The sequence below is a fragment of the Paroceanicella profunda genome (assembly GCF_005887635.2).
GTDB lineage: Bacteria > Pseudomonadota > Alphaproteobacteria > Rhodobacterales > Rhodobacteraceae > Paroceanicella > Paroceanicella profunda.
In genome coordinates, this window is the sequence record NZ_CP040819.1 from 72782 (window position 1) to 88134 (window position 15353).

Annotated in this window: 13 protein-coding genes; all 13 read left to right on the plus strand. The window is 71.5% G+C overall.

Annotated elements, in window-relative coordinates; translation table 11 throughout:
* The first annotated feature begins 3 nt into the window (after positions 1 to 3).
* Positions 4 to 735: an MBL fold metallo-hydrolase gene (locus tag FDP22_RS18365; protein WP_138573884.1), complete on the plus strand. Its 732-nt coding sequence runs from the start codon at positions 4 to 6 to the stop codon at positions 733 to 735.
* 164 nt (positions 736 to 899) lie between these two features.
* Positions 900 to 1679 (plus strand): IclR family transcriptional regulator, encoded by a 780-nt coding sequence (locus tag FDP22_RS18370; protein ID WP_138573882.1) that lies wholly within the window; start codon positions 900 to 902, stop codon positions 1677 to 1679.
* Positions 1680 to 1685: 6 nt separating this feature from the next.
* Entirely contained in the window at positions 1686 to 3740 is a 2055-nt protein-coding gene (locus FDP22_RS18375; protein ID WP_138573880.1) for a hydantoinase/oxoprolinase family protein, read from the plus strand.
* Positions 3730 to 5733, plus strand: a complete 2004-nt coding sequence (locus FDP22_RS18380; protein ID WP_138573878.1) for a hydantoinase B/oxoprolinase family protein — start codon at positions 3730 to 3732, stop codon at positions 5731 to 5733. Before FDP22_RS18375 ends, FDP22_RS18380 begins: the two co-directional genes overlap by 11 nt.
* Positions 5733 to 6470, plus strand: coding sequence for an SDR family NAD(P)-dependent oxidoreductase (locus FDP22_RS18385; protein ID WP_138574099.1), 738 nt, complete (start codon positions 5733 to 5735; stop codon positions 6468 to 6470). Before FDP22_RS18380 ends, FDP22_RS18385 begins: the two co-directional genes overlap by 1 nt.
* A gap of 8 nt (positions 6471 to 6478) precedes the next feature.
* Positions 6479 to 7372 (plus strand): polysaccharide deacetylase family protein, encoded by an 894-nt coding sequence (locus tag FDP22_RS18390; protein ID WP_138573876.1) that lies wholly within the window; start codon positions 6479 to 6481, stop codon positions 7370 to 7372.
* Between the two features lie 89 nt (positions 7373 to 7461).
* Positions 7462 to 9006, plus strand: a complete 1545-nt coding sequence (locus FDP22_RS18395; RefSeq protein WP_170317793.1) for an ABC transporter substrate-binding protein — start codon at positions 7462 to 7464, stop codon at positions 9004 to 9006.
* Positions 9007 to 9076: 70 nt separating this feature from the next.
* Positions 9077 to 10081: an ABC transporter permease gene (locus FDP22_RS18400; protein ID WP_138573872.1), complete on the plus strand. Its 1005-nt coding sequence runs from the start codon at positions 9077 to 9079 to the stop codon at positions 10079 to 10081.
* Positions 10078 to 10920 (plus strand): ABC transporter permease, encoded by an 843-nt coding sequence (locus FDP22_RS18405; RefSeq protein ID WP_138573870.1) that lies wholly within the window; start codon positions 10078 to 10080, stop codon positions 10918 to 10920. Before FDP22_RS18400 ends, FDP22_RS18405 begins: the two co-directional genes overlap by 4 nt.
* Positions 10917 to 11957, plus strand: a complete 1041-nt coding sequence (locus tag FDP22_RS18410) for an ABC transporter ATP-binding protein (protein ID WP_138573868.1) — start codon at positions 10917 to 10919, stop codon at positions 11955 to 11957. The genes FDP22_RS18405 and FDP22_RS18410 overlap by 4 nt, the downstream gene beginning before the upstream one ends.
* A gap of 304 nt (positions 11958 to 12261) precedes the next feature.
* Positions 12262 to 13287 carry an ABC transporter ATP-binding protein gene (locus FDP22_RS18415; protein WP_138573866.1) on the plus strand — a complete coding sequence of 342 codons (1026 nt, stop codon included), beginning with the start codon at positions 12262 to 12264 and terminating at the stop codon, positions 13285 to 13287.
* Positions 13284 to 14066 (plus strand): SDR family NAD(P)-dependent oxidoreductase, encoded by a 783-nt coding sequence (locus FDP22_RS18420; RefSeq protein ID WP_138573864.1) that lies wholly within the window; start codon positions 13284 to 13286, stop codon positions 14064 to 14066. Before FDP22_RS18415 ends, FDP22_RS18420 begins: the two co-directional genes overlap by 4 nt.
* The gene (locus tag FDP22_RS18425) at positions 14054 to 15277 is read left to right on the plus strand and encodes an MFS transporter (protein WP_138573862.1); all 1224 of its coding nucleotides are present in this window, start codon (positions 14054 to 14056) and stop codon (positions 15275 to 15277) included. The genes FDP22_RS18420 and FDP22_RS18425 overlap by 13 nt, the downstream gene beginning before the upstream one ends.
* Positions 15278 to 15353 lie beyond the last annotated feature (76 nt).

Below are 15353 nucleotides of genomic sequence, written 5' to 3' on the forward strand. Positions count from 1 at the left end.
CGCATGGACCACGCCCGCCCGGAAGACTGGTACGCCCTCACGAAACTGGGCGACGACGTCACCTACATCTGCGAGCCGCACATCACCGAGTATTACCGCTGCAACATCTGGCACGTGCGCGGGCGCGACCGCGACATGCTGGTGGACAGCGGCATGGGCGTGGTGTCGCTCAGCGAATGGGTGCCGCTGGTGACCGAACGCCCGCTCGACGCGGTGGCGAGCCACACGCATTACGACCATATCGGCTGCCATCACGAGTTCGACTGCCGGCTGGTGCACGCGGCGGAGGCCGACATCCTCGCGAACCCCACCCGCGCCGCCACGCTGGCCGACACCGCGGTGCGCGACGAGATCTTCACCCGCCTGCCGCCCGCGCCCTATTCCTCCACCGCCTATGCGGTGAAGGCCGCCCCCGCCACCCGCCTGCTGGCCGATGGTGACGTGGTGGACCTGGGCGACCGGCAGTTCGAGGTCATCCACACCCCCGGCCATTCCCCCGGCGGCATCGCGCTCTGGGAGGCGGCGAGCGGCATCCTGTTCTCCGGCGACATCCATTACGACGGCCCGCTCTACGAGGAGACCTACCACGCGAACGCGGCCGATTACGTGGCCTCGATGAAGCGGCTGCTGGAAATCCCGGTGCGCGTGGTGCACGGCGGGCATTTCCCCAGCTTCGGGCAGGAGCGCCACCGCGCCCTCATCCGCGCCTGGCTCGAGGAAAAGGACGCCGGCTGATCGGGGGCCAGCCCGGCGCGGCCCGACGGCCCGTCTCCGCAGGGAGGCGGGCCGTCTTGCATTCCGGACCCGGCGCGCCGCCCGGGCGGGAGCGGCAAGGAATTACTTGACGCATCAATGATTCGAATGCAGCCTGTTTTCATGAATGAACGGTGTTCACATACATGAACGAGAAGCGTGTCAAATCCGCGGACCGCGTGCTCGACCTGCTGGAGTATCTCTCCGCGGTCGACAGGCCGGTTGCGCTGCATGAGGTGGTCCGCGACCTTGGCTTTCCGAAGAGCAGCGCGCACGGGCTGATCGGCACGCTGGTCGACCGCGGCTACGTGGTGCGCGACGATGCGGACCGCTTCCAGGTGGTCGACGCCTTCCGCGAGGGCTTCGGCTGGGTGGGCGGTTTCGAGGCGCGGCTGAAGGCCCTGGGCCGCCCGGTGCTGGAGGATGCGCGCGCGCGCACCGGCGAGACCGTCTTCCTCGCCGTGCCGAACGGGCAGGGCGACGCGAAGGTGATCTGCAAGGCGGTGAGCCTTCACCACATCCGCTACGACGTGGACCATACCGCGCCCTCGCCGGGCTATGCCACGGTGATGGGCCGGGTGCTTCTGGCCTTCGATGAGCCGGCCCGGGTGGACGCCTATTTCGCCCGCACCGAGCTGCGCCCGCACACCGGCCGCGCGCTCACCTCGGAGGCGGAGATCCGCGCCGTGCTGGCGCGCATCCGCGCCGAGGGCTACGGCTCCATCGAGGAGGAATACGCCTCCGGCGGCTGCGGCATCGCCGCCCCGGTGCGCGACCGTTCCGGCCGGGTGGTCGCGGTGCTCGACATCGCCACGGTGAGCCAGCGCTACGCCGAGCTGCGCCCGCTCCTGCTCGAGACGGTGCGCGACAGCGCCGCCCGGCTGAGCCGGCGCCTCGGCCACAACCCCGCAAGCGAGGAAGGATAACGCAGCATGGGCTATCGCGTCGGTGTCGACATCGGGGGAACGTTCGCGGATTTCTGCGCCTTCGACGAGGGAAGCGGCCGCATCGAGACGGTGAAGGTGCTCTCCACCCCCGCCACCCCGGGGCAGGAGGTGATCGACGGGCTGGGCGCCCTTGAGGAGCGCTTCGGCATCGCCCCCTCCGACATCTCCTATTTCACCCACGGCACCACGGTGGGCATCAACGCCATCATCATGCGCAAGGGCATCCGGCTGTGCCTGTTCGCCACCGAGCATTTCACCGATGTGCTGGAGCTCGCGCGCCTGAAGATGCCGGACCCGTACAACCTGCTCTCCTCGCGCCCCGAGCCGCTCGTCACCCGCGACCGGGTGATCGGCATCGCCGAGCGCATGCTGGCGGACGGCACGGTGGACGTGCCCCTGAGCCGCGAGAGCCTGGCCGCGGGCCTCGCTCGGGCAAGGGCGCTGGGGGCGGAGGGGATCGTGATCTCCTTCCTCCACTCCTACCGCAACCCCGCGCATGAGGCTGAGGCCGCGGCGCTGCTGGCGGAGATGGCGCCGGAGATGCACGTGTTCTGCTCCCACCGCATCCGCCCGATCATCCGCGAGTACGAGCGCAGCTCCACCGCCGTCATCCACGGCTACGTGCAGCCGCGCGTGTCGGACTATATCGGCGCGCTGAAGGGCGCGCTCTCGGGCATCGGCGTGGGGCCGGAGCCGATGATCACCAAGTCCAACGGCGGGGTGATGTCGGCCGAGCTGGGCCGCACCGCCTGCGTGGAAATGCTGCTCTCGGGCACCGCCGCGGGAGTGATGGGCGCGGCCTTCGTGGCCCGTGCCGCGGGGGAGGCGAACGTGCTCTCCCTCGACATCGGCGGCACCAGCGCCGACGTGGCGGTGATCGAGGGCGGGGTGCCCGGCTTCGGCTCCGCCGAGATGGTGGGGGATTTCCCGATCTTCGTGCCCACGGTCTCTGTCACCTCCATCGGGGAGGGCGGCGGCTCCATCGCGCGGATCGACGCCGGCGGCCTGCTCACCGTGGGCCCGGACAGCGCCGGCTCCACCCCCGGCCCCGCCGCCTACGGGCGCGGCGGCACCGAACCCACCATCACGGATGCCTTCGTGGCGCTCGGCCTCGTCGACCTCGGCGCGCTCGGCTACGGCATGGTGAGCATCGACCGGGGCGCGGCCGAGGCCGCCATCGCCCCGCTGGCCCGCGCGCTCGGCAAGAGCCCGGAAGAGACGGCGGAAGGCATCATCGGCATCGCCATCTCGGGCATGTACCGCGAGGTGAGCAAGCTCGCCTCCCGCCGCGGGATCGACCTTGCCGAGTTCACCCTGCTCGCCTTCGGCGGCGGCGGGCCGATGATGGCCTGCCTGCTGGCGCGCGAACTGGGCATGAAGCGCGTGCTGGTGCCGCGCACGCCGGGGGTGCTCTCCGCGCTCGGCGGCCTCACCGCCGACATCCGCAACGATTTCACCGCCACGGCCTATTACGAGCTGGGGGCGGAGACGCTGCCCGCCCTTGCCGACACCGTCGCCCGGCTGGGCGCCGCGGCGCGGACCTGGATGACGCGGGAGCAGGGCCATGCGGGCGCGGCGCTCCTCACCGCCTCCGCGGAGATGCGCTACAAGGGCCAGTCCTTCGAGATCGAGGTGGAGATATCCCCCGATGCGCTGGCCGCCGGGGACATCGCGGCCCTGCGCGCCGCCTTCGATGCCGAGCACCTGCGCCTCTATGGCCACGCGGACCCGGCGGCGCCCATTCAGGTGATCGCGGTGAACATGGTGGTGACCGCCGCCTCGCCCCGCCCGGAGCTGCCGCGCGCCGAGCCCCGCCCGCATGACGCGGTGCCCGAGGGCCATATCCCGGTGCATCTGGACGGCGCCGCGCGCACCGTCGCGCTGTTCCGGCGCGACGCGCTCCCCCCCGGCGCCCGCTTCGCCGGTCCTTGCGTGGTGGCGCAGGACGACACCACCACCATCGTGCCGCCGGGGGTCTCCGGCGCGGTCGACACCTACGGCAACATGCTGCTGACCCTCGGAGGCCCCGATGCGCATTGACCCCCTCCGGCTCCGCATCCTGGAGAACCACGCGCAGGCCGTGGCCGAGAGCATGGCCTACACCCTGTTCCGCACCGCGCATTCCACCTTCGTGAAGGAGACGGAGGATTTCACCACCGGCCTCACCACCCCGCGCGGCATGACCTTCGCCAGCCCGCGCGACCTCGGCGCCACATGGTTCATCGGGCTCGATTATTCCGGCGCCATCGACATGATCGAGGAGTACGAGGAGGGCGACATCTGCGTGACCAACGACCCCTACTCGGGGTTCGTCTGCACCCATACGCCGGACCTGCACATCTGGAAGCCGATCTTCTGGGAGGGCGAGATCATCGCCTTCGCCGTGGGCCATATCCACAACACCGACATGGGCGGCGCGGTGCCGGCCTCGCTGTCGCGCGCCAACACCGAGGTGCATCAGGAGGGGGTGCGCTTCCGCCCCACCAAGCTCGTCTCCCGCGGGGTGCTGAACCAGCAGCTCATCGACACGATGATGCTCAACGTGCGCATGCCCGAGCAGAACTGGGGCGACCTGAAGGCCCAGATCGCCGCCGTGAACACCGGCGAGCGCAAGGTGCACGAGATGATCGCGAAATTCGGCGTGGACACGGTGCGCGACGGCATCGAGGACCTGCTGGACGTGGGCGAGGCCCGGGCGCGCGACGTGATCTCGCGCCTCGCGGACGGCGCCTACCATTTCGTGGATTACCTCGACGAGGACGGGCCCGGCGGCGTGCCGGTGCGCCTCGAGCTCACGCTCACCATCGCGGGCGACGAGGTGGTGATGGACTTCACCGGCTCCGACCCCCAGCTCAACTCCTCTCTCAACATGCCCACCGGGGGCAACCCGCGCCACATCCTGCTGATGGTGGGCTACAACTACTGCCTCTACACGCTCGACCCCACCATCCCGCTCAACGGCGGCATCCTGCGCGCGGCGCGCTGCGTGGTGCCCGAGGGCTCGGTGCTGAACCCGGCCGCACCGGCGGCCGTGGGCATGCGCTCGCTCACCACCGGGCGGCTGCAGGGGGTGATCATGGGCGCCTTCCAGGCCGCGGCACCGGACCGGCTGCCCGCCGGCCCCGCGGGCGGCGGCGGCATCGTGAACGTGAAGAGCTTCGACAACCGCACCGGCCGCCTCACCATGTCCTCCATCGACCCGGTGACGGGCGGCGCCGGCGGCTCGGCGATGGGCGACGGCACCGACGGCTCGGGCGCCAACTCCTCGTTCCTGAAGAACACGCCGGTGGAGATCAACGAGACCGAGGCGCCGGTGAAGTTCCGCCGCTACGGGCTGGTGCCCGACAGCGGCGGCCCCGGCACCTTCCGCGGCGGGCTCGCGACCGAGCTGGAGGTGCAGGTCTTCTCCCCCGACACGGTGGTGACCGCGCGCAACCGCGACCGCTCGATCTTCGCCGCCTGGGGCGTGCAGGGCGGCATGGCGGGCCAGACCTCGCATTTCACGAAGATCGCGCCGGACGGCACCCGCACGGACCTCGGCAACACCGATGTCGTGCACCTCGGGCCGGGGGACGTGATCAACCTCACCTCCGGCGGCGGCGCGGGCTGGGGCAGCCCGCTGCGGCGGGACCCGGAGGCCGTCGCCCGCGACGTGGCCCGCCACAAGGTGGGCGCCGAGGCGGCGGAGCGCGACTATGGCGTGGTGCTGCGCGATGGCGCGGTGGACGCGGAGGCCACCGCCGCCCTGCGCGCCGCGCGCGGCGACGCGCCGGCGCAGACCTATGGTTACAACGCCAGCCGCATTGCCTTCGAGGCGGTGTGGACGGATGCGAACTACGCCGCGCTCTCCGCCGTCCTCGCCCGGGTGCCGGTGCACTGGCGGCCCTTCGTGAAACGCTCGGTGTTCGACGCGGTGGACGCCATGCCGGCAGAGGCGCTGAGGGGCGACGGCTCGGACGTGGAGGCGGCGCTGGCCGGTGCCATCGCGAAACTGCCGCAGCTCGCGCCCTATTTCGCGGAGGCGGCGGAGTGATGCGCATCGATTTCGAAGGCAGGACCGTGCTTGTCACCGGCGCCGCGCGCGGCATCGGCCAGGGCATCGTGCAGGGGTTTCGCGAAGCCGGCGCGCGGGTGGTGGCGGTGGATATCGACGGCGCGGCGCTGGCGGAGCTGCCCGACGGTGTGGAGACCGTCACCCTCGACCTCGCGGACGGTGCGGCCACCGCCGCCGCCCTCTCCCCGCTCGGCGCGGACGTGCTGGTGCATGCCGCCGGCGGGGTGCGTGGGCAGACACCAAAACCCATCGAGGAGGTGGGCGATGCCGACTGGATGGAGATCTACGAGGGCAACGTGCTCTCCGCGCTCCATGCCGCGCAGGCGGTCATCCCGGCCATGAAGGCGAAGGGGGCGGGGCGCATCGTCACCATCTCCTCCGGCGCGGGGCTGCGGCCCAGCCTCACCGGCATCCAGAGCTACTGCTCGGCCAAGCACGGGCTGGTGGGCCTCACCCGGCAGCTCGCGCATGAGCTGGGGCGCTTCGGCATCACGGTGAACTCGGTCGCGCCGGGCTTCCTGCGCACCAGCCCGGACTATGAACGGCAGTGGCAGTCCTACGGCCCCGAGGGCCAGGCCCGCATGGTCGCGGGCATCGCCATGCGCCGGCTGGGCGAGCCGGAGGACATCGCGCACGCGGTGCTCTTCCTCGCCTCGGCGCAGGCGTCCTGGATCACCGGGCAGGTTCTGCCCGTCACCGGCAACCCCTTTCCGTGAGGCACGAGATGAGCACCGAGACCAACCCCTGGGACTGGAGCGAGGACACCTGGCGCGGCCGGGTGAACCACGTGCGCGCCGGCCGCGCCCTGCGCCCCGAGAGCTGGCCGGGCGGCGCGCGCTGCGCCGTCGCCCTCTCCTTCGACGTGGACCACGAGACCAACGAGCTGCGCGACGGCGCCCAGTCCATCGGCCGGCTCAGCCAGGGCCAGTACGGCAACCGCCAGGGCGTGCCGCGCATCATGGAGCTGCTGCGCCGCCACGACATCCCGGCGAGCTTCTACGTGCCCGCCGTGGTGGCGATGCTCTACCCCGACGAGGCGCGTTCCTTCGTGGCCGAGGGCCATGAGGTGGGCATCCACGGCTGGATCCATGAGCGCAACTCCGTGCTGCCGGAGCCGGTGGAGCGCGACCTGCAGATGCGCTCCGCGGACATGCTGGAGAAGATCACCGGCGCGCGGCCGGTGGGCATCCGCACGCCGTCGTGGGATTTCTCCGACGCCACCCTCGCCATCACCCGCGACATGGGCCTCCTCTACGACAGCTCGCTGATGGCGGACGTGGACTGCTACGAGCTGCACCTCGCCGGCGAGAACACCGGCGTTGTGGAACTGCCGGTGGAGTGGATCCGCGATGACGCGGTCTATTTCAACATGGCCCGCTTCGCCGCCCTGCGGCCCTACACGCCGCCCGAGGCGGTGTTCGACATCTTCCGGCGCGAGTTCGACGCGGCCTGGGAGGAGGGCGGGCTGTTCCAGCTCACCATGCACCCGCATGTCACCGGCTATCGCTCGCGCATCTGGATCCTGGATCGGCTGGTGGAGCACATCCGCGCCAGGGGCGGCGTCTGGTTCGCCACCCATGCCGACATCGTGAGGCACGCGAAGGCGCACGCCGCCTGAGCGAGACGAGGGCCGCGCCGGCCCGAACGGCGCCAATGACACCCGGGACAACCCGGGGTCCCTTCCCCAACAGCGAGAGGTATTGCACGATGAGAGGACTGTCTCTGGCCCTGGCCGCGGCCATGGCCTTCACCGCCCCCGCCGGCATGATGGCCGCGGAGCGCTATGTCCATGCCAACAACTCCGGCTACGACACGCTCGACCCGCATGTGGTGGGCGACGTGGCCCGCGTGGCCACCCGGCTCAACTTCTACGACGGGCTCTACCGCTGGGTGGACAACCCGCCGAAGCTGATCCCCTGGCTCGCCACCTCCCACACCGTGTCCGACGACGGGCTGGTGTGGACCTTCACCCTGCGCGACGACGTCAAGTTCCATGACGGCAGCCTGATGACCGCCGATGACGTGGTCTGGTCCATCGAGCGCATGCTGGCGCTCAAGCGCGGCGCGAGCACCCTGTTCCTGCCGGTGCTGAACCCGGGCGCGGCAAAGGCGCTGGACCCCACGCATGTGGAGTTCACGCTGAACACCCCCTCGGCCATCTTCGGCTCCATCGTCTCGGACCTCTACGTGATGAACGCGGACCTGGTGAAGGAGCACGAGGTGGACGGGGACTGGGGCCAGGCCTGGCTCACCGACCACGTGGCCGGTTCCGGCTCCTACATGCTCAAGCGCTACGACCCGGCGGTGGGCTTCATCGGCGAGCGCTTCGCCGACCATTTCGCCGGCTGGGGCGACAGCTATTACGACGAGATCGAGTTCCGCACCGTGCTGGAGACGAACACCCGCGTGCAGGGCCTGATGCGCGGCGATTACGACGGGCTGGACGGCTATCTCGCCCCGGACCAGATCGCGCGGCTGCGCGAGGACGAGGACGTCCAGATCATCGAGGCGGAATCCATGCGCGTGTTCCACTTCGCGATGAACAACCGCCGCCCGCCCCTCGACGACATCAACTTCCGCAAGGCGATGGAATACGCCTTCGACTATGACGGCTTCATCGGCTCCATCCTGCAGAACTCGGTGGCGCGCAACCCCACCATCATTCCCAACAACATGTGGGGCGCGCCGAAGGACGTGGAGGGCTACACCTTCGACCTGGAAAAGGCGAAGGAATATCTCGACAAGGTGCCGGGCCCGATCCGGACCATCCACATCGGCACGCTGGCCGGTTTCTCGGAGACGGAGCAGGCCGCCTCGCTGCTGCAGAACGCGCTCGCCAAGATCGGCGTGACGGCGGAGATCGAGAGCGCGCCCTGGCCGGTGGTGAACTCGCGCATGCAGGACCCCGAGCAGATGTACGACATGGTGCCCTACTGGAAGAGCACCTATTACGCGGACCCGAACAACTGGATCGGCGAGCTTTACGGCGCCCGCTACATCCCCACCCGCAACGTCTCGGGCTATGACAACCCGGAGGTGAACGCGCGCATCGAGAAGGCCCTCGCCTCCACCGACCAGGCCGAGCGCCAGACCCTCTACGAGGAGGCCGCGAAGATCGTCTATGACGATGCCGCCGGCATCTGGATCTACAACACCAAGTGGTACGGGCCGTATTCCTCCGGCGTGGCGGGCATCCGCTTCAGCCCGGTGGGCAACGGCCAGGACATGCGGTGGGCCCACCCGGCCGAGTGATCCCCGTCCCCCTCCCCATCCCCGCGGCCGGCCTTTCCCGGCCGCGGGCCCAGGCAGAGGAGAGCCGCCCATGCGCCGCATCGAGATCATCCTGTCCCGCCTGCTGTGGCTGATCCCCACGCTCATCGGGCTCATCGTGGTGGTGTTCTTCATCGCCAACGTGGTGCCGACGGACCCGGCCCGCATCATCGCCGGCGAGAACGCGACCACCGAGCAGGTGGAGGCGCTGCGCACCGAGCTGGGCTTCGACGAGCCGCTCTACGTTCGGCTCGGCATCTACGTGCGCGACCTTGCCACCGGCAACATGGGCCGCAGCCTCTACACCCAGCGCCCCATCGCCGACGACCTCGCCCACCGGCTGCCGGCCACGCTGGAGCTCACCTTCGCCGCCACCCTCATCGCCATCGGGCTGGGCATTCCGCTGGGCGTGGTCTCCGCCATCCGGCGCAACACGATGACCGACCAGGTGCTGCGCGTGCTCTCCGTCTCCGGCCTCGCCATCGCGAGCTTCTGGCTGGCGATGGAGCTGCAGATGCTGTTCTCCACCCGCTGGGGCCTCACGCCGCTCAACGGCCGCATCTCCGGCTTCGGGCCCGACGAGATCACCGGCTTCTTCGTGCTGGATTCCCTGCTCACATGGGACATGGAGAGCCTGGGCGACGCGCTCCTCCACCTGCTCCTGCCCGCGGTCACCCTCGCCCTGCCTGCTGCCGCCACCATCCTGCGCTTCACCCGCGCCGGGGTGCTGGAGGTGATCACCTCCAACTTCGTGCTCTACGAGACCGCGATGGGCCTGCCGCGCGGGCTGATCATCTGGAAATACGTGCTGCGCAACGCGCTCATCTCCACCGTCACCCAGATCGGGCTGATCTTCGGCGTGCTGTTCTCCGGCGCCGTGGTGGTGGAGGCGGTGTTCGACTGGCCGGGCCTGGGCACCTACGCGGTGCAGTCCATCCTGCAGTCCGACAACAAGGCCATCCTGGGCTTCACCATCCTCGTCGGCGTGGTGTTCATCGTGGTGAACCTCATCGTCGACATTCTGCACACCTTCATCGACCCGAGGACGCTGAAATGACCGGCCTGAAGCGCCTGCTCTCCGACCGGGCGGCGGCCATCGGCGCGGGGCTGATCCTCGCGCTCATCCTGGTCGCCATCCTGGCTCCCGTGCTCTCGCCCTACCCGGGTGACGTGGCGGAGTTCCACCTCACCGAGCGGTTGCTGCCGCCCTCGGCGGAGCATCTCTTCGGCACGGACCGGATGGGGAGCGACCTGTTCTCGCGCATCCTGTTCGGCGCGCGCATCACCATCGCCATCGCGGTGATTGCGGTGGGGGTGTCGGTGGCGATCGGCGTGCCGATCGGGCTCATCGCGGGCTATTACGGCGGCTGGTCCGGCGGGCTCCTGATGCGCGCCTCCGACATCTTCCTCGCCGTGCCGCAGATCGTGCTCGCCATCGCCATCGCCCAGACGCTGGGGCCCTCGGTGGAGAACGTGATCCTCGCGCTCTCGGCCACCTACTGGCCGTTCTGGGCCCGGCTGGTCTATGCCGAGACCCGGGCGATGAAGGGCCAGGTGTTCATCGAGGCCGCCCAGGCGCTCGGCGCCTCCGACGCCCGCGTGATGGTGCTGCACATCCTGCCCAACATCGCCTCGGCCATCATCGTGCGCACCTCCATCGGCATGGGGGCGACCATCCTCACCGCCGCCGCCCTCGGCTTCCTCGGCCTCGGCGCGCCGCCGCCCACGCCGGAATGGGGCCGCACCATCTCCGAGGCGCGCGAGTTCCTGCCCGAGGCCTGGTGGTATGCCGCCGCGCCCGGCTTCGCCATCTTCCTCGTGGTGATGGGGTTCAACCTGCTGGGCGACGGGCTGCGCGACATCCTCGACCCGAAGATCCGCCGGGGGACCAGATGACCGACGCTCTGCTCACCATCTCCGACCTCAGCCTCGGCTTTCGCGGCGAGGCGGGCTTTGCCCATATCCTCGACGGGGTGAACCTCACCATGCGGCCGGGCGAGATCATGGGCCTCGTCGGCGAGAGCGGCTGCGGCAAGACCACGCTCGCCCGCGCCATCCTCGGCGTGCTGCCGCGCGCGGCGCTGGAGCTGCGCGGCGGCGCCATCGGCTTTCGCGGCACGAACATGCTGGCCGACGACGGCGCGCAGGCGGCCATCCGCGGCCGGCGCATCACCTTCATCCCGCAGGACCCGTTCTCCAGCCTCAACCCGGTGTTCACCATCGGCGAGCAGATCGACGATCTGATGAAGTGGAAGTCCCCCCGCCGGGGGGAGGGTGGGCGATGGCCGGCGCTCCTCGCCCCCTACGGCCGCAGCCGCCGCGCCGCCGACCGCGCCGCGGTGATCGAGACGCTCGAGGCCGTGCAGCTGCCCCAGCCCGAGCGGCTGCTGCGCAAGTACCCGCACGAGGTCTCCGGCGGCCAGCGCCAGCGGCTGATGATCGCCATGGCGCTGCTGCCCGAGCCCGACCTCATCATCGCGGACGAGCCCACCACGGCGCTCGATGTCACCATCCAGGCCCAGATCCTCGGCCTGCTGCGCCGCCTCGCGAGCGAGCGCGGCGTGGCGGTGATGCTCACCACCCATGACCTCGGCTCGGCCTGGGAGATCTGCGACGCGGTCACGGTGATGTATGCCGGGCAGGACGTGGAGGCCGCCCCGGTGGCGGAGTTCTTCACCGCCCCGGCCCATCCCTACACCAACAAGCTGCTCGCCAGCCTGCCGGACGCGGAGGGCGGCGGCGCGATGACCGGCATTCCCGGCGAGGTGCCGGATTTCCTCGCCCCCCCGCCCGGCTGCCGCTTCGCCCCGCGCTGCGAACGCGCCAGTGCCGCCTGCGCCACGAGGCCGCCGCAGGCGGCCCGGGGCGCCGGCCATCTCGTGCGCTGCGTCCACCCCGTGGCCGCGCCCGTGCCCGCGGAGGCCGGGGCATGAGCGCCCTGCGTCGGCCCGTCCGCCGCCCATCTGCCCCGGGCACGGCGCGGGTGCGCATGGGGCGAGCTGCGCTGCTCCGGCGTTCCGGAGTCGCCGTGAGCGGGCCATCCCGCCAGCGCCTCGCGTGCCGGGCCGGGCAGCTGCGCCGGCCGGGCGAGGCCGCCCACCCTCGCCGTGCCGGCACTGCGCCGGGCGCCCGCCGCCCGCCCGGCGCAGTGCCGAGCGTCATCGCCTCGTCCGGACCCCGCCGCGGACCGGCCGGCGCGCCCACCTCCCGCACCCCCGCCCGGACAGGAGCCCGCCCATGACCGAGCCCATCCTCAGCGTGCGTGACCTGCACTGCCATTTCCCCGTGCGCGGCGCCTTCGGCCGGCAGGTGGGCGCCATCCGCGCGCTCGACGGCATTTCCTTCGAGCTGATGCCCGGCGAGATCCTCGGCCTCGTGGGCGAGAGCGGCTGCGGCAAGTCCACCCTGGGCAAGACCATCATGGGCATCCAGCCCCCCACCGGCGGCGGCATCACCTTCGAGGGGGCGGAGATCGCCGGCGCCTCGCCCCGCGCCGCGAAGGACCGCCGCGCCCGGCTGCAATACGCCTACCAGGACCCCGGCGCCTCGCTCGACCCGCGCTGGCGCATCGGCCGCTCGCTGGAGGAGCCGCTGATCATCCACACCGCCCTCGGCGCGGCGGAACGGCGGGAGAAGGTGCGCGACATCCTCGCCGCCGTGGGCCTGCCGCTCACCCATCTCGAGCGCTACCCGCACGAGATCTCCGGCGGCCAGCAGCGCCGCGTCGGGCTCGCCCGCATCCTGATGCTGAACCCGAAGGTGGTGATTCTCGACGAGCCCACCTCCGGCCTCGACGTCTCGGTGCAGGCGACCGTGCTCTCGCTGTTCCGCGACCTGCGGGAGGCGTTCGACCTCACCTACATGTTCATCTCGCACGACCTGTCGGTGGTGCGGATGATGTGCCACCGGGTGGCGGTGATGTACCTGGGCCGCATCGTGGAGATCGGGCCGACGCAGGAGATCTTCGCCGCGCCGAAGCACCCCTACACCCAGTCGCTGCTTGCCGCGATCCCGCGCATCGGCGGTGCGCGGGTGGTGGACACGTTCTGGCTCAAGGGCGAGCCACCGGACGCGAGCCGCCTGCCCACGGGCTGCCGCTTCCAGGGCCGCTGTCCGCACACCACCGCGCGCTGCCTGTCCGAGGACCCGGCCCTGCGCGCCGTGGGCGACCAGCGCGCCGCCTGTCATTTCGCCGGCGAGGTGAGCCCGCCGGGTCCCGCCCCGAAATCCAGCCCGACCCCCAGCCGGAGAGCCCTGCCATGACCGCCGCCAGCCCCGGGCCTCATGCGTCCGCCACCCCGCCGCGCACCGCGATCGTCACCGGCGGAGGCCGCGGCATCGGGCGCGGCTGCGCGCTGGAGCTCGCCCGGCGCGGGGTGGACGTGGCGCTGGTCGACCTCATTCCGGAGGATCTCGCCCGCACCGCGGCGGAGGTGGAGGGGCTCGGCGCCCGCGCGCTCACCTTCGAGGCCGATGTGGCGGACCATGCCCGCGCCGCGGAGGTGGTGGGCGCGGTTCATGCCGAATGGGGCCGGCTCGACATCCTGTTCAACAACGCCGGCCGCTCCATGGCGCGGGGGCTGCTGGAGATCACCGAGGCGGAGTTCGACCGCACCATCGCCATCAACCTCAAGGGCGCGTTCAACTATTCCCACGCCGCAGCCCCGCTGATGATGGCGGCCGGGGCGGGGCGCATCCTCAACATGTCCTCGCTGAACGCGCATACCGGGGGCGTCACCTCCGCGGTGAGCAGGTTCGCCTATGCCGCGGCGAAGGCGGGGCTCCTGGGCATGACCCGGGCGCTGGCGAAGGAGCTGGGCCCCGCCGTGCTGGTGAACGCCATCTGCCCGGGCGTGATCAAGACCGAGCTCGGCAATGACATGATCCGCGCGCGCGAGGCCGAGCTTGCCGCCGGCATCGCGCTGGGGCGCACCGGCACGCCGGCGGACATCGCCCAGCTCGTCGCCTTCCTCGCCCTCTCCGAGCCCTGTTTCATCACCGGGCAGGACATCACGGTGGACGGGTTCCAATGGGTGATGTGACCGGGCCCGCCCCGCGCTGGATCGGGGTGATCGTGGCCGTCACCCTGGCGCAGGCGGTGCTGTCGCTGATGATCCGCTCGCTGCCGCTGCTGGGCCTGCCGCTCACCCAGGCGGCGGGCATGGCGCCGGAGGCGGTGGGGCAACTGGCCGCCGCCACCAGCCTGGGCAGCATGATCTTCTTCCTCTGGGGCGTGGGGGCCTTCCCCGCCACCCCGGCGATGCGCCTGCTGATGGGCGGCTGCGTGGTGGCGGGTGCCGCGATGCTGGCGGCCATGGTGGCGAGCTGGCCGCTGCTCCTGCTCGCCGCGCTGGTGATCGGGCTGGGCTACGGGCCCTCGGCGCCGGCGGGCAGCGAGATCCTGATGACGGCGGTGCCGAAGGCGCACCGCTCGGTGGTGTTCTCGGTGAAACAGGCCGGGGTGCCGCTGGGCGGGCTGGCGGCGGGGCTGCTGCTGCCCGTGATGCTGATGCAGGCCGGGCTGGGCGCGGCGCTGGCCACCTCCGCGACAGTTGCCTTTGCGGCTGCGCTGGGGTTGGCGCTGTTCCTGCGCGGCGTGCCGCAGGCCCCGCCGCGCCGGGCTGCCGCGCCGCAGGGGCTGGCGGGCGCCCTCGCCGCGCCGCTGCGCCTGTTCCGGGTGCTGCTGGCGGACCCGCGCCTGCGCACCATCACGGTGACCGGGCTGGGGCTGGGCGTGGCGCAGGGGGTGCTGCTGAGCTATTATCCGGTGTTCCTCTCCGCCGCCGCCGGCTTCACGCTGGCCACCGCCGGGCTGGCCTTCGCCGTGCTGCAGGGGGTGGGCATCGGCGGGCGCATCGCCATGGGCTGGCTGGCGGACCGCATCGGCTCGGCCACCCGCACGCTGGGCTGGCTGGCGCTGGCCTCCGCCGCGACCATGGTGCTGGTGGGCCTCATCGGCGCGGACACGCCGCAGGGCGTGGTGATGGCGGTGTCCGGGCTGGCGGGGCTGGCGGTGGTGTCGTGGAACGGGGTGTTCCTCTCCGGCCTCGCGGCCGCGGCGCCGGACGGGCGGGTGGCCGAGGTCACCTCGGCCGGCACCTTCGTGATCTTCGCCGGCTACGTGATCAGCCCGCTGGTGATCAGCGCGGTGATCCGGGCAAGCGGCAGCTACGGGCTTGCCTTCGCGCTCTCGGCCCTGCCCGCGGCCCTGGGCGGCGCGACGCTGCTGGCACGGGGCCGCGAGGCGGAGTGAGCCGGGGGCCTCGCGCTTCCCCGGCGCGCGGCGTTGCGAAGGCGGGGAGACCCGGCGGCCCCCGGGGCGGGCGCCG